19 protein-coding genes and 1 tRNA gene are annotated in these 21,598 nt (G+C 55.5%); 18 read left to right on the forward strand and 2 right to left on the reverse strand.

Annotated features, from left to right (window positions below; all coding sequences use genetic code 11):
- Window position 1 precedes the first annotated feature (1 nt).
- From GEOBRER4_RS09245 to GEOBRER4_RS09255, 3 genes are all read left to right on the forward strand, one after another.
- Entirely contained in the window at window positions 2–1,810 is a 1,809-nt protein-coding gene (locus tag GEOBRER4_RS09245; RefSeq protein ID WP_185245151.1) for a hypothetical protein, read from the forward strand.
- Window positions 1,811–1,990: 180 nt separating this feature from the next.
- The gene (locus GEOBRER4_RS09250; RefSeq protein ID WP_185245152.1) at window positions 1,991–3,595 is read left to right on the forward strand and encodes a site-specific DNA-methyltransferase; all 1,605 of its coding nucleotides are present in this window, start codon (window positions 1,991–1,993) and stop codon (window positions 3,593–3,595) included.
- Complete coding sequence (locus tag GEOBRER4_RS09255; RefSeq protein ID WP_185245153.1) at window positions 3,595–6,210, forward strand: DEAD/DEAH box helicase; 2,616 nt, start codon at window positions 3,595–3,597, stop codon at window positions 6,208–6,210. The genes GEOBRER4_RS09250 and GEOBRER4_RS09255 overlap by 1 nt, the downstream gene beginning before the upstream one ends.
- 208 nt (window positions 6,211–6,418) lie before the next feature.
- On the opposite strand, the gene GEOBRER4_RS20370 is transcribed toward GEOBRER4_RS09255, so the two are convergent.
- Window positions 6,419–6,646, reverse strand: a complete 228-nt coding sequence (locus GEOBRER4_RS20370) for a helix-turn-helix transcriptional regulator (RefSeq protein ID WP_197971403.1) — start codon at window positions 6,644–6,646, stop codon at window positions 6,419–6,421.
- 329 nt (window positions 6,647–6,975) lie between these two features.
- Here GEOBRER4_RS20370 and GEOBRER4_RS09265 point away from each other — a divergent pair.
- From GEOBRER4_RS09265 to GEOBRER4_RS09275, 3 genes are all read left to right on the forward strand, one after another.
- A tRNA-Met gene (locus GEOBRER4_RS09265) sits at window positions 6,976–7,063 on the forward strand.
- Window positions 7,064–7,314: 251 nt separating this feature from the next.
- On the forward strand, window positions 7,315–8,067 hold the full coding sequence (locus GEOBRER4_RS09270) for a DUF6946 family protein (protein WP_185245154.1): 753 nt from the start codon (window positions 7,315–7,317) through the stop codon (window positions 8,065–8,067).
- A gap of 180 nt (window positions 8,068–8,247) precedes the next feature.
- Window positions 8,248–9,033, forward strand: a complete 786-nt coding sequence (locus GEOBRER4_RS09275) for a DUF6157 family protein (RefSeq protein WP_185245155.1) — start codon at window positions 8,248–8,250, stop codon at window positions 9,031–9,033.
- A 481-nt stretch (window positions 9,034–9,514) separates the two neighbouring features.
- Here GEOBRER4_RS09275 and GEOBRER4_RS09280 read toward each other — a convergent pair whose 3' ends face one another.
- Window positions 9,515–10,123 (reverse strand): hypothetical protein, encoded by a 609-nt coding sequence (locus GEOBRER4_RS09280; RefSeq protein ID WP_185245156.1) that lies wholly within the window; start codon window positions 10,121–10,123, stop codon window positions 9,515–9,517.
- Window positions 10,124–10,527: 404 nt separating this feature from the next.
- Between GEOBRER4_RS09280 and GEOBRER4_RS09285 the strand changes: the two genes are divergently transcribed.
- From GEOBRER4_RS09285 to GEOBRER4_RS09340, 12 genes are all read left to right on the forward strand, one after another.
- Entirely contained in the window at window positions 10,528–12,399 is a 1,872-nt protein-coding gene (locus GEOBRER4_RS09285) for a cytochrome c3 family protein (protein WP_185245157.1), read from the forward strand.
- 95 nt (window positions 12,400–12,494) lie between these two features.
- Window positions 12,495–12,674 carry a MerR family transcriptional regulator gene (locus GEOBRER4_RS09290; RefSeq protein ID WP_185245158.1) on the forward strand — a complete coding sequence of 60 codons (180 nt, stop codon included), beginning with the start codon at window positions 12,495–12,497 and terminating at the stop codon, window positions 12,672–12,674.
- 64 nt (window positions 12,675–12,738) lie between these two features.
- A complete protein-coding gene (locus GEOBRER4_RS09295) occupies window positions 12,739–13,272 on the forward strand; it encodes a MerR family transcriptional regulator (RefSeq protein WP_185245159.1) in 534 nt (177 codons plus the stop codon).
- 46 nt (window positions 13,273–13,318) lie between these two features.
- Window positions 13,319–13,645, forward strand: coding sequence for a type II toxin-antitoxin system RelE/ParE family toxin (locus tag GEOBRER4_RS09300; RefSeq protein ID WP_185245160.1), 327 nt, complete (start codon window positions 13,319–13,321; stop codon window positions 13,643–13,645).
- Window positions 13,638–13,961, forward strand: a complete 324-nt coding sequence (locus tag GEOBRER4_RS09305) for a helix-turn-helix domain-containing protein (RefSeq protein ID WP_185245161.1) — start codon at window positions 13,638–13,640, stop codon at window positions 13,959–13,961. Before GEOBRER4_RS09300 ends, GEOBRER4_RS09305 begins: the two co-directional genes overlap by 8 nt.
- 134 nt (window positions 13,962–14,095) lie before the next feature.
- Window positions 14,096–15,124 carry a DMT family transporter gene (locus GEOBRER4_RS09310; protein ID WP_226377951.1) on the forward strand — a complete coding sequence of 343 codons (1,029 nt, stop codon included), beginning with the start codon at window positions 14,096–14,098 and terminating at the stop codon, window positions 15,122–15,124.
- A 91-nt stretch (window positions 15,125–15,215) separates the two neighbouring features.
- Window positions 15,216–16,532, forward strand: coding sequence for a cytochrome ubiquinol oxidase subunit I (locus GEOBRER4_RS09315; protein ID WP_185245162.1), 1,317 nt, complete (start codon window positions 15,216–15,218; stop codon window positions 16,530–16,532).
- Window positions 16,525–17,532 carry a cytochrome d ubiquinol oxidase subunit II gene (locus tag GEOBRER4_RS09320; RefSeq protein WP_185245163.1) on the forward strand — a complete coding sequence of 336 codons (1,008 nt, stop codon included), beginning with the start codon at window positions 16,525–16,527 and terminating at the stop codon, window positions 17,530–17,532. The genes GEOBRER4_RS09315 and GEOBRER4_RS09320 overlap by 8 nt, the downstream gene beginning before the upstream one ends.
- A gap of 197 nt (window positions 17,533–17,729) precedes the next feature.
- The gene (locus tag GEOBRER4_RS09325) at window positions 17,730–18,185 is read left to right on the forward strand and encodes an SRPBCC domain-containing protein (RefSeq protein ID WP_185245164.1); all 456 of its coding nucleotides are present in this window, start codon (window positions 17,730–17,732) and stop codon (window positions 18,183–18,185) included.
- A gap of 114 nt (window positions 18,186–18,299) precedes the next feature.
- Window positions 18,300–18,827 carry a PaaI family thioesterase gene (locus GEOBRER4_RS09330; RefSeq protein WP_185245165.1) on the forward strand — a complete coding sequence of 176 codons (528 nt, stop codon included), beginning with the start codon at window positions 18,300–18,302 and terminating at the stop codon, window positions 18,825–18,827.
- A gap of 140 nt (window positions 18,828–18,967) precedes the next feature.
- Window positions 18,968–20,620 (forward strand): fatty acid--CoA ligase, encoded by a 1,653-nt coding sequence (locus tag GEOBRER4_RS09335; protein ID WP_085812845.1) that lies wholly within the window; start codon window positions 18,968–18,970, stop codon window positions 20,618–20,620.
- A 13-nt stretch (window positions 20,621–20,633) separates the two neighbouring features.
- A complete protein-coding gene (locus GEOBRER4_RS09340; RefSeq protein WP_185245166.1) occupies window positions 20,634–21,572 on the forward strand; it encodes a 3'-5' exonuclease in 939 nt (312 codons plus the stop codon).
- The last annotated feature ends 26 nt before the right edge of the window (window positions 21,573–21,598 follow it).

Genomic DNA, 21,598 nt, shown 5'->3' on the forward strand with positions numbered 1-21,598 from the left:
GATGCACTCAGACCTGACGCAGCGCGCGCTTCAGCTCCTGAAGGGCAGGTTCAAGGAGATAGGGCATACACCATCACTTGAACAACTTGCGGCACTCCATGAGATTCAACACACCCTGTCCCTTATGGCTAAAGGGAAGCTAGAGCAGAAGATGTACCTTTCCTCGTTGCACCCAGGTATCGGAAAGTCCACCGCAGTAATCACTGCGATACAGGCTTATGTTCAATGCCATGAGATGTACGGGGAGCAGGGGGTAATCATGTGCTTTGACAGACATGAGGAAATCGTGCGGATGGTCAAGGACATGAATCTCCCTAGGCACCTGTTCGCTGTAAAGGTTGCAAACCACAGCAGTAACCGAGAGCTGAACGAAATGGGGCTAGGTAGCACCAGAATCAACGAGGCTCTTGTATTGCTTACAACGAAGCAGCAGATTACACGATTAGGTCAACGGGGGCAAAGGTACAGCGACATGTCCAGGTTGTTCTACCTTGGCAAACCTAGGACTATCCGGATTGTGGACGAGAGCATGACATCTGGCATAGGGCTTAAACTAGTAGTCCGGAAGTTCGCAAAGCTTCCTGATGAACTCTCCGATTCACATCCGACCCTCGCATCCTCCATCGAAGAGCTAGTACAGGAACTCGTAAGATTTAAGAATGGAGCAACTTTCTATGTTCCCGACTTTGGAGAAAAGGCAAAAGCGAACTTGTCCTCCTTCAAGTGGAGTTCAGCAGAAGTAAAAGATGTAGCCGACACCTTTTTGCGGATACTAGGTAGGGAGGTAACGGTGAAGGCTACTAAGTACGGGAACGTAGCCATTGACTGTGACGACATCTTACCTGATGACTTCTTGCCCTGTTTGGTAACTGATGCTTCTGGTGACGTTCGGGGCACCTATGCTTTCCAAGCGAAGTACCGGAAGAACCTAGTTAGGTTGAAAGGAGCCGACAAGGACTACAGTAACTTGACCGTCAACGTATGGCGCCAAGCCAGCGGGAAGATAGCGTATCAAACAAACGGAAACAAGCTCTATGTAGCCGAGATTGTTAAAGCAATCAACTCTCGACCTGATGAGCAGTTCCTTGTGCTGCGCTTCCTTAGTAACCCTGAGCTTGAAGCCGACATCATTGAGAAGGTGATACAACCGGAACGTGTGAAGTTCACGCACTACGGCCTACACACCGCTACCAATGAATACCGAGATATACCCAACATGATAATCACAGGGATTCTGAGCTATAGGTCCGAGGACTACGAAGCTCTGGCAAGAGCAGCAGCAGGGCTCAGGACTGGCGACGGAGTTTTACCACCAGAGGTGATTAACGACCTTCGACACGGAGAACATGCGCACCATCTGCTTCAAGCAGGGTGCCGAACAACACCCCGAAAGTCCGAGGGGGCAGGCTGTCCCGAAGCTAGATTGTGGCTTATCGCTCCTAAAGGCATCCTACCTGATAATGAGATAGCTCGTATCTTCCCGGGTTGTGCAGTTCAGCGATGGGTCACAATGCCTCGCTCGCTCAAGGGACCTTTGCAAGTAGCCTTGGATTACCTTATGGACAAGTTCAGTAACGGCATCAACGAAGTACCCGGCTCGGAGGTGCGGACCTTCATCGGAGTAGCAAAACAAAACTTTAAAAGGGACATCATACAGAATGTTGACTTCAGCGACACACTACAGAATCGGAACATTTCTATCGAGAAGCGCAGCAATGGGGCCTACATTTTCCGTGATACCAGTTATTTGCGAGAGCTTGTGGAAAGCCTTACCAAAGGTAATCAGACTCCTATAGGTATTTCTCTTTAAGGAGATTGAGTACCCTGTCCGCCCCGTGAAAACCAAGGCCTACCCCTTGGCGAGTAGCGGGGTTCGGTTGTGCCGGTCATACATGTACTGACAATGTACGGACATGATTTGATTGCGTTCATCGTGAAAGCATCGTATGTTATGCCGTTGTCTGCATCTATCTGTTTTTGAGGAGTAGAAATGCCCACGCTTGACTGGATCGGTAAGAAGGCTGTAGTCAATCATCACAATGAAGTGCCGTTTCACCTCTTGAAGTGCAATGACAACCTTTCCGTAGGTGATCCCGGTAGCGGTAACTTGCTTGTCCAAGGAGATAACCTGCTAGCTCTGAAGGCGCTCCTTCCGTACTATGCCGGGCAGGTGAAGTGCATTATTATTGACCCTCCCTACAACACTGGTGTGCAAGGGTGGACTTATAATGATAACGTCAGTTCACCAGAAATGAAAAGCTGGCTTGGGAAAACTGTAGGCAAGGAAGCAGAAGACCTGTCTCGTCACGACAAGTGGCTCTGTATGATGTATCCACGGATGCAGCTTCTTGTGAGGTTCTTGCGCTCAGATGGTTTCTTGTTTGTATGCCTTGACGAGATAGAGATTGCTCGTTTTAGACTCATGATGGAAGAGATACTTCCCCCTAGATGCTATATAACTACACTGATTTGGAAATCTCGGAGAAATCTTGATAATCGCAGCTTGCACAATGTATCTTCAGATCACGAGTACGTTGTGGCTTATCGAATGGGGACCAATGGCTTTAGAGGGCAAGAAAAAGATATGAACAAGTACAGCAATGCTGACAATGATCCACGCGGCCCTTGGATGTCAGATAATCTTGTCGGTCTAGCAACTAAGGATAGGCGTCCTAATCTTCACTACGACCTTGTTAACCCAGCGACGGGGCACGTTTATCCTTGTCCGCCTAAAGGGTGGAGGTACTCACAGGATACTATGGCTCAGAAAATAGAAGAAGGGCGGATTCTTTGGCCAGCTACCAGGACAGGAAGACCTAGACATAAGAAGTTTGCAGCCGACCTAAGAAGTGACTACGCCGGTTTTTCCTCCTTTGTCGAGTGTGGCAACACTAATGAAGGTACAGAAGAGGTGTCACGGATTATGGGCGGAGAACAGTTCATTTTTCCTAAACCGCGGACCCTTATCCAGACACTTTTAAAGCAGACCACCTCTGGAGATGACTTAGTTCTAGATTCGTTTGGTGGAACAGGGACAACAGGTCATGCAGTCATGGCGCAGAACGTAGAGGATATGGGTACTCGGAAGTTTATCATTGTTGAAATGGATAACACTATCTGCGAAACCGTAACAAGAGAACGTCTGAAGCGTGTTCTTACTGGATACGATTACACAAACAGCACTGGCAAAGAGGTATCAGTTAGGGGTATTAACGGTGGCTTCCGCTATTGCGAACTTGGACAGCCACTCTTCACCCCTGAAGGCCGTATAGAGGATACGGTGGTTTCGTTTAAGGACCTAGCACACCATGTTTTCTTTATCGCTACAGGCGAACCCTTGCCGCATGAAACGGAGTTGACCACCCCGCTTATTGGTTCGGCAAATGGGGTCGCTGTGTACCTTCTCTATAACGGCATACTCGGCGACGAAACAGAAAACGGTGGTAACGTGTTGACACGTGAAATACTTGCCTTGCTACCAGCCTATGATGGTCCCAAGATTGTCTACGGTAACGGTTGCATGATAGCACCTGATCGGCTCAGACGGGAGAACATCACGTTCCGCCAAGTACCTTATGAAGTGAGGGTTTCCTGATGCTTACACCGAAGGAGTACCAGACACGCACGCTAGAAACTTTGAAGCAATACTTCGCTACTTGCCAAAAGCTAGGAGATGCTGACACAGCCTTCTACAATCTAACCAAGCAAATACACGGCATAGGTATTCCGTATAGAGAGGTTAAGGAGCTTCCCGGCTTGCCTTATGTGTGCCTTAGGATTCCTACAGGTGGCGGGAAGACACTTGTTGCTTGTCACTCCATAGGCATTGCAGCTAACGACCTGCTACACGCTGATGCTCCGGTGGTCTTGTGGCTTGTTCCATCTAACGCAATCAAAGACCAGACTATTTCCGCCTTGAAGGATCGGAAACATCCGTATCGGCAAGCGCTTGAAGAAGCAAGTTCATCCGTGTCGGTGCTCTCAGTCCAAGAGGCGCTTTATGTGACTCGTCCGACACTTACAGCAGGCACTACGGTTATCGTGTCAACCATGCAAGCCTTCCGAGTGGACGAGACGGAAGGACGTAAGGTGTATGAGCAGTCGGGTGCGCTCATGGATCACTTCACCGGTATTGAGCCGGCGTTACTGGCGTCATTGGAGAAACACGAAGACGGGAAGCCTGTTACGTCCTTAGCTAACCTCCTGCGGCTGCATCGTCCTGTTGTGATAGTAGATGAAGCCCACAATGCCCGGACTACACTTTCCTTTGAGACGCTAGCACGATTCAACCCTTCCTGCATCTTGGAGTTTACGGCAACGCCAGACACGGAGGCCAGCCCGAGTAACGTGTTGCACTCCGTTTCTGCTGCTGAACTCAAAGCGGACAACATGATAAAGCTCCCGATCCGCCTTGAGACGCGCCCTAGCTGGAAAGAGCTTGTTGGAGATGCGATTGCACTCAGGCAGCACTTAGAGGAACTGGCCGTAGCTGAGAGGAAAGCAACCGGTGAGTACATACGGCCTATTGTGCTGCTTCAGGCCCAACCTCAAGCACAGCACCAGGATCGTCTTACGGTTGAGGTTGTAGAGCAGTGCTTACTTGAGGACTTCGCAATACCGGCTGAACACATAAGACGAGCCACCGGAACTGACAAAGGGCTTGAAGGTCTTAACCTGTCCCTGCCTTCTTGTGATGTGCGATACATCATCACGGTACAGGCTCTCCGGGAAGGGTGGGATTGTCCCTTTGCATACGTACTGTGCTCTGTTGCCGAAATGCGTTCTTCAACCGCTGTTGAACAAATCCTTGGGCGGATCATGCGTCTTCCAAGCGCCAAGAGGAAGTTGCGTGAAGAACTAAACATGTCCTATGCTTTTGCTGCTAGTCAGAACTTCATAGAAGCTGCGAACGCCCTAGAAGACGCGCTTGTTCAAAACGGTTTCAATCGACAAGAGGCAAAGGACCTTATTGGTAAGATGCCCGAGAAGCCGCAAGGGGGTCTTGAGCAGTTCTGGACAACCTCAACGGAGACCGTCAAAGAGGTTCCTAAGCTGGACACCCTGCCAGCAAGCCTAGCCCAAAAGGTAACGTATGACGCTCAAAAGGGTGAACTTACCTTCACTGGCGTAATGGACGAGAACGAGAAGGTAGCACTTCAAAGCTGCGTCACCACACCAGAGGCCAAGGCAAGCATTGAGCGCGTGTTCAAAAAATCTCATGGCCTTGGTACAGAGAAACCTAAGTCACCCGCTGAACGTGGTGAACCATTCTCACTCCCTGTGCTGTCCATCAAGCAGGGCAACTTGTTTGAAGCCTTTGAACAAACGCACTTCTTGGAAATGCCGTGGAAGCTCTCAGAGTGCGATCCTCGTTTGACAGAAGCAGAGTTCTCAGAGAAGCACTTTGACGGGAAGGTAGTAGAAATCGACATAAGCGACAAGGGGAAGTTGGCTCAGAGGTTCATTCCCGAGTTGCAGAGCCAAATGTCTCTCATTGCACAGGAGAAGACTCAGACCGTTGCGAACCTTGTGTACTGGCTAGACAGAACGATTCCGCACCCGGACATCACACCTAGCGAGACAGGGCCGTTCCTGACAGCAGTTGTGCTTTATCTTGTAGAGCAGCGGGGCTTTAAGCTCAGCCACCTGTACCATGACAAGTACACCCTCAGGCAGAAGGTAACGGAGAAGATCGAGCAGCACAGACAGCAAGCACAAACACTAGCCTACCAGTCCTTACTGTTGCCAGAGTGCCCGACTCCGCTTGTCGTGAATCCGAATGTCTGCTTCTCGTTCATGCCTCATGAGTACCCGTATAACACCCGCTATGAGGGAAGCTATCAGTTCAAGAAGCACTACTACAAAGAAGTAGGCAACCTGAAGCACACAGGGGAAGAGTACGATTGTGCTGTATTCCTTGACACTCTACCTGAAGTTAAGTTTTGGGTCCGCAACATCGAGAGACGTGAGCGGCACTCCTTCAGCCTTCAGACGACCACTGACAAGTTTTATCCTGACTTCGTCGCCATGTTGACGGATGGCCGGTATCTCGTGGTGGAGTACAAGGGGCAGGACAGGTGGTCTAATGACGACTCCAAGGAGAAGCGCGCTCTTGGTGAGTTGTGGGAAAAACGTAGCGGTGGTTCATGCCTCTTCATCATGCCAAACGGGAAGGACCTTGAGGCAATCCGAATGAAAGCGCAAAGCTGAAACCCCTCCCGAAAAGCTGACCAGATAACGCCCCTGAGCCGCCAAGGATGCCCCGCTAGAGCATCTGAGCCACACGACAGGGCTATGCCCTTGGCGGCTCGGTTTATCCCGCACAGGAAGCCCTCAGGCGTTCGGCGTCGTGCGAGTGACAATAAAACTGACAGACGAATCAAGAGCGTTGTCCTGAGTCGCCACAGGATGTACAAGGTTAAACAGTTGGCAACGCTCTTATCCAATCTTCGACTTCTGAACGTAGCCATGCTACCCGACCTCGTGATACCTTCCGCCTAGCAGGGAACTTGCCCGCTTTCTCCATGTTGTAGATAGTCGTGTAACATAAGCCCAACATAGCTACTAACTCTTTACGCTTAAGTAGCTCGCCTACTGCTACTATGTCGTTATCCACAACAACATGTGTTACATCTGACATTGACATTGTTGTATTACCTCCGTAACAACATTAACCTTCAACCTGATAGACAGTGTTACCTGTTCAACACTGTGCGCATTGATACAATACTTCAAGCTACTAATACAATAACTATTTCACTTGTATCTAGCACAGTTACCATCTAGATGCAACAGTCACGAAAACATCACCTCTGGACCTGATTTCTACGTTGACTTACCTAGCCCGGCCTGCTAGTTTTGCCACACAGATTGACACACAAAACTGACACACAGAGGACAACTGGAATCGGGTTGTGTTCGATGACAACGTGGTCTGTTTAGTGGTGAGGATGTGCACAAAAGCTAGTGATTCTAACGGTGTAGCTCGTCTTCTGAGCCAGCTGGTTAGAGCACACGGCTCATATCCGTGTTGTCCGGGGTTCAAGTCCCTGCACCGCCACCATTAATAGAAAAAGCCTCCTGATTCCGATCAGGAGGCTTTTTTGCGTTCAGGTGGCGCGTCCTTTTCGCAAGTTGCAGCCCATCTGGAGTTGCACCATGAACATGAATAAAGATCCGGAGATACCTGGATTAGAAAGTGCTACGTTTGAGCCTCGAACCGTGCTATACAGGTGCAGGCTTTAGGCAACAGCCAAGAGTCGGATGAGCAGCAACAGCTGATGGCGGTCAAACTTCCTCATAGGAGCGAGACAAATGATAAAGACACTGACTTTGTATCGACCTGATGGAATGTTGATATCATGCTGGGAGGACTGGACACGCCCCAAGAGAGAGTACCACTGGAAGGAAGGCCGTAGCGCTATGGAGCTTGCAAAGGCATGGTTCCGGGGAGAGAAATTATCGGTTCCCACGGAACTTCAAACGCTACTGTTCTCGACTTCTTTGCTTCGAGAAGTAAAACTGCTGAATGGTGTTCCGGAGAAAGTGACCCGCCTCCCCATGCGTGGAGAAGGGCGAAATCATGATCTCGCTCTGATAGGTGAAACAGGTGACCATCGGGTCACGGTTTGTATCGAAGCCAAAGCAGACGAAGCGTTTGGAAATGAAACCGTATCTGAATACTGGCAAAGGGCGATGAAACGACGCGAGTCTGGGATTTCTACCAAGGCTCCTGAGAGAATACAGGCTCTTCTTCAGATGGTGGGACACCCAGAAATCCCCACAGATAAATTGCGGTGGGGTGCAGTGAGGTACCAGTTGCTCGCCGCTATGTGCGGAACTGCACTACAAGCAAAAATCGACTCGTCATCTCTCGCTCTTTTTGTCGTTCATGAGTTTCACACCGACCTAACGAACGAAGTGAACGTGATTCGAAACCACGGGGACTTGGAAAGGCTTGTTCAGACTTTATCTTCTGACGCGATCACCGTAGAACCGAATAATCTGTACGGCCCTTTCCTGATTGACGGGGTGGCATGCTACATAGGAAAGATCGTAGCGGCATGACGCAACCCGGTAGAAGCGAGGCTGCTTTACGGGTGCGCTTGGAGCTAAACCTGTTCATGGCGGTGATGGTGATGTACGGTTTCGATTGCTTGGGGTGCCTCCACCGGTCCAGCCGCAAATCCACCCTGAGGGCAGCTCTGAGTAAATGTTGGAAACTTCAGTAGGAGACCAGTTAAAACCATGGAACCAGGAAGGACTGAAAAGAGAGGATACGTCTATATTTTGGTGAACCCTTCTTTCACCGGCTTCGTGAAGATCGGCAAGACCATTCACGAACCGGAGGTCCGAGCACGTCAGTTGTCTGCTGTGTCTGGTGTTCCAGCCCCCTATGCAGTTGCTTGGGATGTGTTGGTCAATGACTGTGACCATGTGGAGCGACTCATCCACCAGCATCTGGCGGAGACTCGATCACGGAGAGACCGAGAGTTCTTTGCCACTCCTTTGAAGAACGCCATAGCAGTAGCATCTACCATCGCCGCACCATTTTTGTGCGAGCCTGAAAACCTTGCCTCGAATGTCCCACTTCAGCCCTTGGCGGTTCCTGAGCAACCTGAAGTCGCAAGTCGCCCGAAAAGGGTTCGCCGAGAGGGCCCGGAAGAGCTGATCGCAGTGGCTGAGGACTGCCCCGTGAATCGGGCAGAGGCTCCTCCAAAGGGAAATCCCAAAACCATTGCTCGACTAGGTTATGAGATCCTCATCGAGCACCCTTACAAGTACACCGAGCGTGAATTCTTCTATGAACTCCATGCCGTGAGAAGGAAGCGGCCTGATCTGAATTACGAGTCGTACAACATCAAGCGAGCGCAGATAGTGAAAGTCCATGGATGGGGAATCCACCGGGACCAGGATGGCAAGCTTGCCCTGGTTGCGATGGAATCACCGAGGTACAAAGAACTTCAAGCGACCATCAAGACCAGTAAAGCCTATAGGACAAACAAGGCTCCTTCGGGTCTTGAGCTCGAGTGACTGAAGTAGGAAGACGAAGGGCTGAACCGCAGCCGTTCATCTAACCAAAGGAACACCATGCCGATCAAGAAATCCGAACTCTACTCTTCTCTCTGGTCCAGTTGTGATCAGCTCCGGGGCGGGATGGACGCCTCTCAGTACAAGGACTATCCCATATCGGATCTGACGAATCCAGATCAGATTTGAGGAATCCAGTTCGGATTCGACGAATTGAGATTGGATTCGATGAATTGAAATCGGATTCGACGAATTGAGATTGGATTCGATGAATTGAGATTGGATTCGATGAATTGAGATTGGATTCGACGAATTGAGATTGGATTCGATGAATTGAGATCAGATTCAACGAATTGAGTTCGGATTGACGGAATTGAATCGGATTTGAACGTAGATATTGGATTTGACGATTTGCGGTGGTTAAATTTCGGGGGGGCGGTAGGCCCCCCCTGATGGCACCATGGGTTGGATCTTCAATATGAGCTCACACTGGAGGTAAGATCACCATGTTGGACCAGGGGCCAAGCTCGTTGCCGCGCTTGCCCCTAAGTTTAAGGTAGTTGGTCCTGGTCCGGTTCAACCCAGTAAGGTAGATCCCCTGGCAACTGCTTGACCATGTCAATAATTTCCAGTTGCTTTCAACGCTGGGTTCCCCTTCACAAAACCACAGGTCATACCCTTTGGCGCCGGCCAACCTGGTGACCGAGCAGTAGGGCTGGTCGTTCTTGTCGAAGAACAGCCTCAAATCCTTCGCAGCTGTCAATGCCGCTGAGGACGAAGAGGCTTTTTGATGGACGATGCCGAGTTTCTCCTGCACTGTCGGGTCGACAACGCTCACCGCTTTACCGATACCCTGCACGATGGACATAGCCTTGTTCAGTTCGATACGTGCCTCTTCGCATTGCTTCACCATTTCAGGATCGCCCTTCAAAAAACCTGTGACACTCCCCTCGAACCGCTCATGCATCGCGGCATACTTCTCGGGCGTAGGGATGAGCGAGAGCAAGTACGCGAACAGCTCAGGCGTCAACACCTGGCGGAACTCCTCCGACCTTGTGATCATATCCGGATGTGGAAGGTTGTTATGGGGCATGGCCGATCTCCTTTTTTTAAAAACCGTTGGATTCGTTAGAGTAAGCTAACCTTACCACGGTTCGCTTGGGTGGCAACTCTTTCACCTCGGGAGCTGCGACTGTGGTTTCAGGCTGCGCGGTTGGTGGGGCTGCTTCTGAACCTGGTGCTGCAATGCTATGTTTTCTCTACTTCTTGGAAATGAACAGCCTGTACATGCTGTAGGTTCGCCAGAAAAGCTCTCTGAAATGGTCTGAGACAATGGCTGGATGTTTTGTGACAGGTCCAACAATTCAATTTCCCTGATCAGAGTGTACAATTGCCTCAGTCTTTGCAGCCTCTCTCCTTCAGGAGCTAAGTCGTAGCTCCAAGAGCAAAAGGTGCAGACTAATGTCCGCTCGGGCCGTTTCCCGACAAGGAGGCACGATGAAAACGCTGCTCACGATGTTGATGCTGCTGTTGACGGTGCAGGCTTTTGGATTCGACGCCAAGTCACAATGCGTGATCTGCCATGGAGACAAGGCCAAGATGGAGTCTCTTGGCGCCGCGTCGATGTACCTGGACCCGGCCCAGGTCGATCGTGAAGTGGGGATGGAAGGAGCCAACTGCGTGGATTGTCACCTTGGGGACCCTTCCCAACCCTCAAAAGAAGCGTCTCACAAGGACATGCTGCGCCCCTTCCTGGTAGGGGTGGGGCCCAAGGTCAAGGGGCAGGCGGTTTCACGCGCCGACGCAGGGGCACTACAGCCGTTGGTTCCTGCCGGAGACGGGATGGACCGGATGATACCGGAGGGGGATCCCAAGCGGCTGGAGGCGCTGGGGGTAAAGGTGCTGTCGGGAATCGAGTGGCACGACCGCGATCCCGAGACGCTCGCCTATGCTCCCAAGGTCGCCGAACAGACCTGCGGCAGGTGTCATGCCAAAGAGGTGAAGGACTACAACAGCTCGGCGAAGGGGCTATTGAAACATCAGCGCGCCTATCGTAAGTGGTCCGAGACCCTTCCCGGGCCGCAGAACTGCGGCATGTGGTTCGGGCAGAACTACGAAAACATGAAGAGCCAGACTTCAGTGCCTTTTACCGCCGCACAGAACGCTGCCACGGATCGCAGCTGCAACACCTGCCATCCCGGCTGCAATGACTGCCACTACAAGCCATTCACAGGAAAGGGGCGGCATTCCTACGGTCAACCGGACACCGACAGCTGCTACGGCGGGGGGAGGGCGAGCATCTGCCATGCGGGGCCAATGGATAGGAGGCGCGGCGCCGGATATGTCCGCGGCGAATACGCTTTTCCGAGCAACCTGCCGAGAGGGGCCCATATAAAGGCCGGAGTACAATGCCTGGATTGCCACAAGCCGGTGAACCATCAGTTCGGCCACCTGGCCGCCGACGATGCGAGGGGGGCCTGCGCCAAGTGCCATGCCGACATCGTGAAAGCGGTGCAGGCTTCTTCGCACAGCAAGGTCGATTGTGCCGCCTGCCACATAACCGTCTCAGGCGCCTACCAGTACACCTTCTGGGGTAAGGGAAACTTTGCCGGCGTGGAAACGCCCTACGGGAAACACAAGGAATACTACGGCACCCGCGACCTCCCGACCCTGATAAGGAATGCCTCGGGCCGCTGGATCGCGGTTAAACCGTATCCGATGGCGGTGCTGAACCAGACGATAGAAGCCGGGCCCACGGGACTTCTGTTCCGCTCGATCCCCAAGAGAAGCGTTCCCGGCAACGTCAGGATAGGGGAGCCTCCCGCTTTCGAGGTCTCCCGCGGCGCCACCGACGTCAACGACGCCTTCATCATCGTCGGCACCCGGAACGATCTCCCTTCCGGCAACAAGGCGATCCTCTGGGTGCAGATGGACAAGCTGAGCCACGCCCTGGGGCAGCCGAGAGGTTGCGGAACCTGCCACGACTCCCACGCGCAGGTCGGCAAGTCCGAGTGGAGCTATTTCGAGGCGAAGGACGTAGCGAAACGGTTCAAAGGTAGCTACACGGTGACAGCCGACAAGAACGGGATCAGGTTCACCGATACCGTCTACGAGACCCCCGTGATGGCAGCCAATCGGAAAGTGGAGGACATAGCGCCTTTCGCCGTGCTGCCGAAAGACGCCTGGGATGTGAAGGGGGTAAACCTCTCCATTCCCTTCAACGAGAAGAAGACAGCGAAGGCAAGGCAGGAGCTTGACAGGTTCCTCTCCGAGCTCGACAAGCGGAAGGGGGGCGAGGAACTGCGGAAGATCAGAGTGATCGCCTACCACAACCTGGCGATGGCAAAGAAGATGCTGAAGGCAATGTAGCATGCCTGTCTTTTCCCCTTGACCCGTCTACTGCTTCACACTTTAGTCTTGTTTTTGTCACGGCCATGACAAATACACGGCAAAAGGAGTGAAAGATGAAACACAAGGTAACGGTAGAAGAATGGGTGAAAAGATTCCGGGCCATCGGCCTGGACGACGCAGCGATGCACAAGTGGCATGAGCTCTTCGAGAGCGAGGACCCGGAAGGTCATCAGAGTTTCCTGGAATGGCTTGGGTTGCCACCTGAGAGGATAAGGGAAATTCGTCAGAGATAGGTCTCAACCCGGAACGCCTCCAACTTCACTGGAGGCGTTCACTTTTGTAAATCGAGGATAAGAGATGTTTCGAGTTACAGAACTTGCACGGATGTTTGGCCTTTCGCGCAGCACCCTTTTGTATTATGACCGGATCGGGCTGTTGACGCCATCGGGACGCAGCGAGGCCGGTTACCGTCTTTATTCTCAGAGCAACCGGGACCGGTTGTCGACCATCTGCAGCTTCCGCCAGGCAGGGTTGAGCATCGAGGACATTCAGCGGGTCTTGTCGATGGAGGAAGACCGCAACGCGGCCGTCCTGAACCGGCGCATGCGTGAGCTCAGCGAGGAGATCCGGGCCTTGCAGGCCCAGCAGCATCTACTGGGCAAGATGCTGCAGGTCCAGTCGCAGGGAGAGTTGCCGGTAAAGGTCGACAAAGAGGCGTGGGTCGAGATGCTTCGCGCAGCCGGGATGGACGAAGCCGCGATGAGGAGATGGCACATCGAGTTCGAGCGCCGCGCCCCCGAAGCCCACCACCAATTCCTTCTTTCACTGGGGATAACCGAGGAAGAGACGCTTTCAATCCGGAAGTGGTCGGTAGAAGGGTGGGACGGCTAACCTTGGAAAAATTGACAGCTGTTCTCATATTTGCTAACCTCCCACAATGAATTACATCATCGAATATTTCCATGCTCGCGTTCTTGACGAGATTGAATCCTGGCCTGACGGCATTCTTGCCGATTATGCAAGGATCCTCGAACTGCTGATGGAATTCGGGCCTAATCTCCGGATGCCTCATTCACGATCGATGGGCGGTGGCATCTTTGAGGTGCGTCCGCGAGGTCGTGAAGGAATCGGTCGAGCATTCTATTGTTTTCAAATTGGGCAACGGATCATCATACTGCATGCATTTATTAAAAAGACGCAAGCCACACCGGAGCAGGAATTGAAGCTAGCCCGGAGAAGATTGAAGGAGGTTCAAAATGGCTGACCTAAAATATCGACCGGTTGCACATGACCATAAGGCTTTCCTCAAAAAAGCAAACAAAAGAGATGGTTTCAAAAAAGCTTACGATGAATTAGAAGAAGAATATGCCTTGGCAAAAGAGATGCTTGCTGCCCGGGCAAGAGTAGGGCTATCACAGGAAGCCGTCGCAGAAATTATGGGAACAACAAAGAGTGCAATCTCAAGACTGGAAGCAGTCGGTAAGCACGCCCCTTCTTTGACTACACTCAAGAAATACGCACAGGCAGTCGGCTGCCATCTTGAGATTAAATTTGTTCCTGAGCATGCCCAACCGGAATAGCTAGCTCTTGAACATATAGCTAGTTTTGAAACGACTATATTTGTGCACTTCTGCTTGAAGCAGCTAGCTTTATTCGCCGTTATCTCATAAAACCCTTAAGGAGGGGCCGCAAGCTGCCTGCTTTTTCCGGACAGATCTTCGCAATTCTCTCTGCCGCGCTCTTCGGCGTGTCGCCTGTCTTCTGCAAGATGCTCATCGGCGGCATGTCGCCGGCTTTGCTCGCGGGACTCCTCTACCTCGGCTCGGGCCTCGGCCTGCAACTGGTTCTCTGCTTCCAGCGCAAGAACTCCCTCCACGAACTGGCGCAACTCTCGTCGCGCCACCGGCTCAAGCTGATCGGCGCAATCTTCTCGGGCGGCATCGTAGCGCCAATCTGCCTCGCCTTCGGCATCAAGTACGGCTCAGCCTCTGAGGTTTCGCTGCTCCTTAACCTGGAGACGGTGGCGACGACCATCATCGCCTGGCTCGTCTTCAAGGAGTACATCGGCCCCTACGTCTGGACCGGAAAGGCCCTGATCCTGATAGGCGCCTGCCTGGTGGTCCTCAAAGCCGACGGCGGCATGACCTTCTCCCTCTCCGGGGTCCTGGTCATCTGCGCCTGCGTCTTCTGGGGTATCGACAACAACCTGACCCGGGACGTGGAGGAACTTTCCTCCACGGTGCTCGCCTCGGTGAAAGGGCTGGCCGCGGGGCTTTTCTCCATCTTCCTCTCGCTACTTTTCACCGCCGGAGCCGCAACGCTGCCGCAGATCGCAGGCGCCTTGACCATCGGCGCCCTCAGCTACGGTCTCAGCCTGGTACTCTTCGTCGAGGCCCTGCGCAAAATCGGCGCGGCCAGGACTGCAACCTTTTTCGCCGTAGGTCCTTTCTTCGGCACGCTCCTCTCGGTGGCGCTTTTGGGAGAGCGCCCTCCTGCGGCTTACTGGCTTGCCACGGTGCTGATGCTCGCGGGCATCGCCCTTTTGTACCTTGAAGTGCACCGGCACCGCCACGTGCACGAGGAAATGGCTCACGCACACCCCCACATCCACGACGAGCACCACGACCACGAACACCCGGAAGGGGAGGGCGATCTCTCTCACGACCATTACCACGTCCACCGTCCCATGAGTCACTCGCACGTCCACTGGCCGGACATACACCACCAGCATCATCATCACTGAACGCCGCCTGCTTCGCCTTGACAAACCCCGCAGCTTTAGGACAATTTTAAGGTTTTTTAATCAGCCTAATCCTGTCTCAGCGAGGCCTTTCATGGATGATCTGCTTGCCGCACGCGCCCTTATGGGCGTTTCCCTTGCCTTTCACATCGTCTACGCGACCATAGGGATAGGTCTTCCGCTGTTGCTGATGCTTGCCGAAGGGTTGTCCCTCAAAACCGGCGAGGAGGAGTGGCACGAGATCGCACGGAGCTGGATCCGGCCAGCCGGGGTCCTCTTCGCCATCGGCGCCGTCTCAGGCACCATCCTCTCTTTTGAGCTCGGCCTCCTCTGGCCCAAGTTCATGGTCTTTGCGGGGCCCATGGTCGGGCTTGCCTTCTCCATGGAGGGGTTTGCCTTTTTCACCGAGGCCATCTTTCTCGCCCTTTACAGCTACGGCGAGCGCCGCCTGTCCCGCCGGGCCCAATTCCTCTGCACCATCCCCCTGGTCCTGGCCTCCGCCATTTCAGCCGTTTTCGTCATCAGCGCCAACGGCTGGATGAACACCCCAGGGGGCTTCCGCATGGTGAACGGCGTCGCCTCGGACATTCGCCCGCTGATCGCCTTTGCCAACCAGGCCTGGCCGCACCAGGCGGTGCACGGAACCTTTGCCGCCTACGTGGCGACCGGCTTCGCCGTCGCGGGTTTTTACGCGGCGGATCTGTTGCGCGGCAGGAAGACGTCCCAGGTGAAACGCGCGCTCACCCTGTCGCTTGCCGTCGGCACCCTTTCCTTGCCGCTGATGCTGATGAGCGGGGATTGGGCGGCGGAGGCGCTGGCGGAAAACCAGAAGGCGAAACTGGCTGCGGCCGAGGCGCACTTCAAGACGGTGGCTGCGGCGCCTCTTATCATCGGCGGCTGGCCCGACCCCGAGACCGGCACCGTCCGGTACGCCATCAAGATCCCCAAGCTTCTAAGCTACCTTGCCAACGGCGATGCGAACTCGGTGGTGCAGGGGCTCGACGCGTTCCCCCAAGGGTCGACTCCGGACCCACGGATCGTGCACCCCTTCTTCGATCTCATGGTGGGTTCGTTCTTCATCATGGCCGCCGCGGCCGGCTGGTTCTGGTGGCTGCGCTGGCGCCAAAAGGAAGTGACGCTGAAACGGGGCGCGCTGGTTCTCGTCATCATCGCGGCACCGTTCGGCATGATCGCCCTGGAGAGCGGCTGGATGGTCACCGAGTTCGGCAGGCAGCCTTGGATCATCCAAGGGTATCTCCGCACCTCCGAAGCCGTGACGCCCAACGGCGGGCTCCTTTTGATATTCGCCACCTTCCTTTTCGTCTACCTGGCACTGTCGGTCGGGATCCTCAAGCTGTTACTGCGCCGGCAGGGTAGGGTAGAAGGTGGGAAGGAGGTGCTTCATGGCTGATCCGGTAACTCTCGCCTCCATTATTCTCGTTGCCGGACTGCTCATGTACGCCCTCTTCGGCGGGGCCGACTTCGGCGGCGGCATCTGGACCGCTCTCGCTTTCGGACCCCGTGCGCGGGAGCAGCGTGAAGCGCTCTTCAACGCCATCGGCCCGGTGTGGGAGACGAACCACGTATGGCTCATCTTCGTCGTCGTCACCCTTTTCACCGCCTTTCCTGCCGGCTTCGGAAACTTGTTCGTCGTGCTGATGACCCCTTTGGTGCTGGCCCTGGTAGGGATCAACTTCAGAGGAGCCGCTTTCGCCTTCCGCCATTTCGGCAGGGAGTCAAAGCGAGAGACACCTCTGAGCGCCCGCGTCTTCGAGATCGCCAGCGTGCTCACCCCTTTCACCCTGGGGCTCGCTGTATCCGCGGCCGCCGCAGGGCGCATCGTCATCGCCGGGTGCATCCCTACCGAAAACGTCTCCGCCTGGCTCAACCCGTTCACCATCCTGGGCGGGGTGGTAGGCATGGCGATCTGCGCTTATCTTGCGCCCGTTTACATGACGGTGCGGGTCACCGGGAAGCTGCAGGAGGATTTCAGGAAGGAGTCGCTCGCGGCTGGGCTGGCGCTGGGGATACTCACCTCGCTTATGATCCCGTTGGCGCACTACCAGGCGCCGCTTTTCGCCAAGAGGCTGTTCAACTCATGGCCCATGCTGTTCGTGATGCTGGCGGTCCTGGCTGGTATCGTCACCGAGACCCTCCTCTGGCTGCGCCGATACTTCTGGGCCCAGCTTCTGGCCGGCGCGACCATCGTCTTCACCATGGCGGGCTTCGCCGCGGCGCTCCACCCCGACATACTGATCGGGCAACTCACGCTGCGCGCAGCAGCGGCGCCCTATCCGACGCTGGTCGCCTTTCTTGCCGTTTTGCCTATAGGGGCGCTGATCCTCGTCCCTTCACTTTTTTACCTCTACTGGACCTTTCGGGGCGAGCCCTCCTCAGATCTGCCGCCCTAAGGAAAGGCCGGGAGAGGGTAGGGACGGGGGATTCCCCCTCCCTGACCCTCCCCCTCCTGGGGCGGGAACCTGAGCGCCGAGCCCGGTTCCTTAAATGGAAATAACTCACAGGGGACTTTCAATAAGGCGGGAAATGGCGTATTCAGTACTGAAACCTTCAGCCTATTTCACCATTAACACCCCTCCGAGGTGCGACCATGGCAGAACTGACTACAGAGATAACCCTTGAGGCGCCTATAGAAAGGATCTGGCAGCTTTTGATCGATTTCGGCCTCTATCCTGAATGGAACCCTCTCTTCACCAAGGCGACTGGACCTGTGACCCCCGGCGAAAGATTCGACCTCGTGGTGAAGCTCCCCGGTATGGATCCTTTCCCCATCAAGCCGGTACTGCAGGAGGCGGAGCCGAAATCCCGGTTATCCTGGCAAAGCAGCATGCTCTCCAGCGCGGTCCTCAGTTGGACCTTCTGCTACGAGCTTCACAGCCTGTCCCCCGACCGGTTGAGGCTGACCCAGCGCTCCTCGTTCAAGGGGCTTCTTTCACCGCTTTTCTCCTTCGCCATGAAGAAACCGGTCACCGACGGCATGAAGTCCCTGAACGAAGCCCTCAAGCGCTGGGGCGAGAAGGGTAAAGTCAGCTGCATGAAGTGTTGAAACTTCCCATTCCTCTCACATCCCGCTGGCGCTCCGCTGCAAAAAAGGGTATTATCGCCGACGCTCCCTCATTAGGGAGCCGTGCGCTTTACCACTTCCCCTGAGGAGCGACCGATGCAAGATTTTCCCGCTGTCCACCTTCCCGAATCCATCACCGACCTGCCTCAGGTGCGCGCCCAATGGCCCGGCACCTGTTTCGTCTGTTCCCAGGGGCATCCCCACGGGCTGCGCCTTCGCTTCCACCACACCGACGTAGGCGTCGCCTGCGCCTGCCGCATCCCTGCCGGCTACTGCGGTTTCGACGGCATGGTTCACGGCGGCATCATCTCCGCCCTGATGGACGAGGCTGCCGCCTATTCGCTCTTCGCCCGCTACGGCAAGCTGGGCGTTACGCGCGAGATGCAGACCCGCTTTCTGAAGCCGGTCCCCACCGAAACTGAAATCCGGGTGGTAGGGCAGATCGTTTCCTTCGGCCCCACCCAGGCGGAGGTCTCCATGGCCATCTTCGACGCGGCAGGCCAGCGTCTGGCTGAGGGGCGCACCTTCTGGGCTTTCCCGCGGCTTTCCCGGATCGCGGCCCTGGCAGGGGTGGAGGAAGCCGTCCTGCAGCGATTTCTGGACGACTGCCAGGTAGTGGGGTAGGAAATACCCTGAAGCCGCCAGCAGCGTAAAGGTGGCGACTACTCCCATTCCCTAAACCCCTCCCGCAGCGCTTCTGTCCGCTAAGGCGGGAGGGGGGACTTCTTTAATGACCCGCTTTAATTGATACAGGAGGCTCATTGATGAGCGATTTGCTGATCCCCCGCACCGCGTCCGCCTACAACTACCCTTTGCTGATCAAGAACCTCTTGCTGTACCCGGTGGTCGACAACCCCGACCAGGAGATCGTCTACCGCGACCTGTACCGTGGCAACTACCGGCAGTTTAGGGAGCGGGTGCATCGGCTGGCCAACATGCTCACCGACCTTGGGGTGCAGCCCGGGCAGACGGTCGCGGTTATGGACTGGGACAGCCATCGCTACCTGGAGCTCTTCTTCGCCGTGCCGATGATCGGCGCGGTGCTGCACACCATCAACGTGCGCCTCTCCCCGGAGCAGATCCTCTACACCATCGATCATGCCGAGGACGACGTGCTGCTGGTGAACAGCGAGTTTCTCCCTATCATGGAGCAGATCCGCGGCAGGATCGATAACGTCCGCACCTATATCCTCATCTCTGACGACGGCGTGACCGAGTGCAGCACCATCCCCGCCTGCGGCGAGTACGAGCAGCTCCTGGCCAAGGCATCGCCGGAGTTCGACTTCCCCGACCTCGACGAGAACACGAGGGCCACGACCTTCTACACCACCGGGACCACCGGGATGCCCAAAGGGGTCTATTTCAGTCACCGGCAGCTGGTGCTCCATTCCCTGGGGCTCTTGGCGACGCTCGGTTCCTCCACCTCGCACGCCTGCCTGCACCGCGACGATGTCTACATGCCGATTACCCCGATGTTCCACGTCCACGCCTGGGGCGTCCCCTATATCGCCACCATGCTGGGGGTGAAGCAGGTCTACCCCGGGCGCTACCTGCCGGATACGCTGCTGGAGCTGAAGGAAAAGGAAGGAGTAACCTTCTCCCACTGCGTCCCTACCATCCTGCACATGCTCTTGAAGCACCCCCATGCCGTAAGGATCGACCTGCGGGGGTGGAAACTCATCATCGGCGGCGCGGCGCTGTCGCGCAACCTCTGCGTCGAGGCGCTGAAGCTTGGCATCGACGTCTTCACCGGGTATGGCATGTCAGAGACCTGCCCGATCCTCACCATCTCGAAGCTCTCCCCGGAGATGCTCGAACTCTCCCACCCCGAGCAGGCCGAGATCCGCTGCAAGACGGGGCTCGCCCTTCCTTTTGTCGATCTGCGCGTGGTCGACAACGACTTCAAGGAACTTCCCCGCGATGGCGTCAGTGCGGGCAACGTCGTGGTGCGCTCCCCCTGGCTCACCCAGGGATACCTGAAGGACCACAAGGCTTCCGAGCGGCTCTGGGAGGGGGGGTACCTCCACACCGGCGACGTGGCGGTACGGGACGAGCGTGGCTATCTGAAGATCACCGACCGGAGCAAGGACGTGATCAAGGTAGCAGGGGAGTGGGTTTCCTCGCTGGAGCTTGAGGACATCGTCGCGCACCATCCGGCTGTTGCCGAGGTGGCGGTGATAGGAAAGCCCGACGAGAAGTGGGGCGAGCGCCCCCTGGCGCTGGTCGTTCTCAAGCCGACGGAGGGTGCGAAGGTGACCGAGAAGGAGATCGCCCACCATGTGAGGGAGTACGCCGACAAGGGTGTGGTGAGCAAGCAGGTCGTCCTGGTCAAGGTGAAGCTCGTCCCCTCCATCGACAAGACCAGCGTGGGCAAGATCAACAAGGTAGCACTGCGGGAGAAATATCTCCAGGACTGAGACAGGGTGGGAAATGAAGGGAGCTAAGAAGAGAGAATCGGGCATGAACGCGCTGGAGATAGAGGTGGCCATCGCCGCGCTTCATTCCACAGGGGACTACCTGGTGTTGCGGCGCCTTAACCTCGCGCGCGATTCGCGCCTCGCCCGCAAGGCCCCGGAGCGCTGCCACGTAGCCCTTTGCCTCGACACCGAGACCACGGGGCTCGACTACAGGCGGGACAAGGTGATCGAGCTCGGCATCGTCGCCTTCGAGTTCGATCCCGAGACCGGGGAGATCTTCAGGATCTCCGAGCGCTACTCCGGCTTCGAGGACCCGGGGTTCCCTATTCCGGCAGAGGTCGTGGAGATCACCGGCATATCCGACGAGATGGTGCGCGGGCAGGCGTTTGACGACGCCTTCGTAAACCTCCTGGCGCAGAAGTCCCACCTGGTGATCGCCCACAACGCCGCCTTCGACCGGAAGTTCGTCGAGGCGCGTTTCCCCGCGTTTGCAAAGCTGCCCTGGGCCTGCACCGTGTCCCAGATCGACTGGGGGACGGAGAGGGTTTCCTCGCGCACGCTGGAATACCTCCTCTTCAAGACCGCCTCCCTCACCATCAACGCGCACCGTGCCCTCGACGACGCCGAGGGGGTGCTGGGGCTGTTGCTGGAGCGTCTTCCGGTCACCGGCGCGCCCATCTTCCGCACCCTGTTGAAGCGGGCGCACGAGGTCACCTCTCGGCTTTACGCGGTATCCGCCCCCTTCGACAAGAAGGATCTCCTCAAGGACCGCGGCTATCGCTGGAGCGACGGTTCCCAGGGGGGGAGCAAGGCCTGGTGGCGCGATGTGCCGGCGGAGGCGGAGCCGGAGGAGCTGGCCTATTTGGCGAGCGAGATCTACCCCAGGGGGAACACGAGCGCAGTGCAGATAATGAGGTGCGACGCCTACGCCAGGTTCTCCGTCAGGGAGTAAAAAAACAAAGTCAAAAGCTCGCACAC

Source organism: Citrifermentans bremense (assembly GCF_014218275.1).
Lineage (GTDB): Bacteria > Desulfobacterota > Desulfuromonadia > Geobacterales > Geobacteraceae > Geomonas > Geomonas pelophila.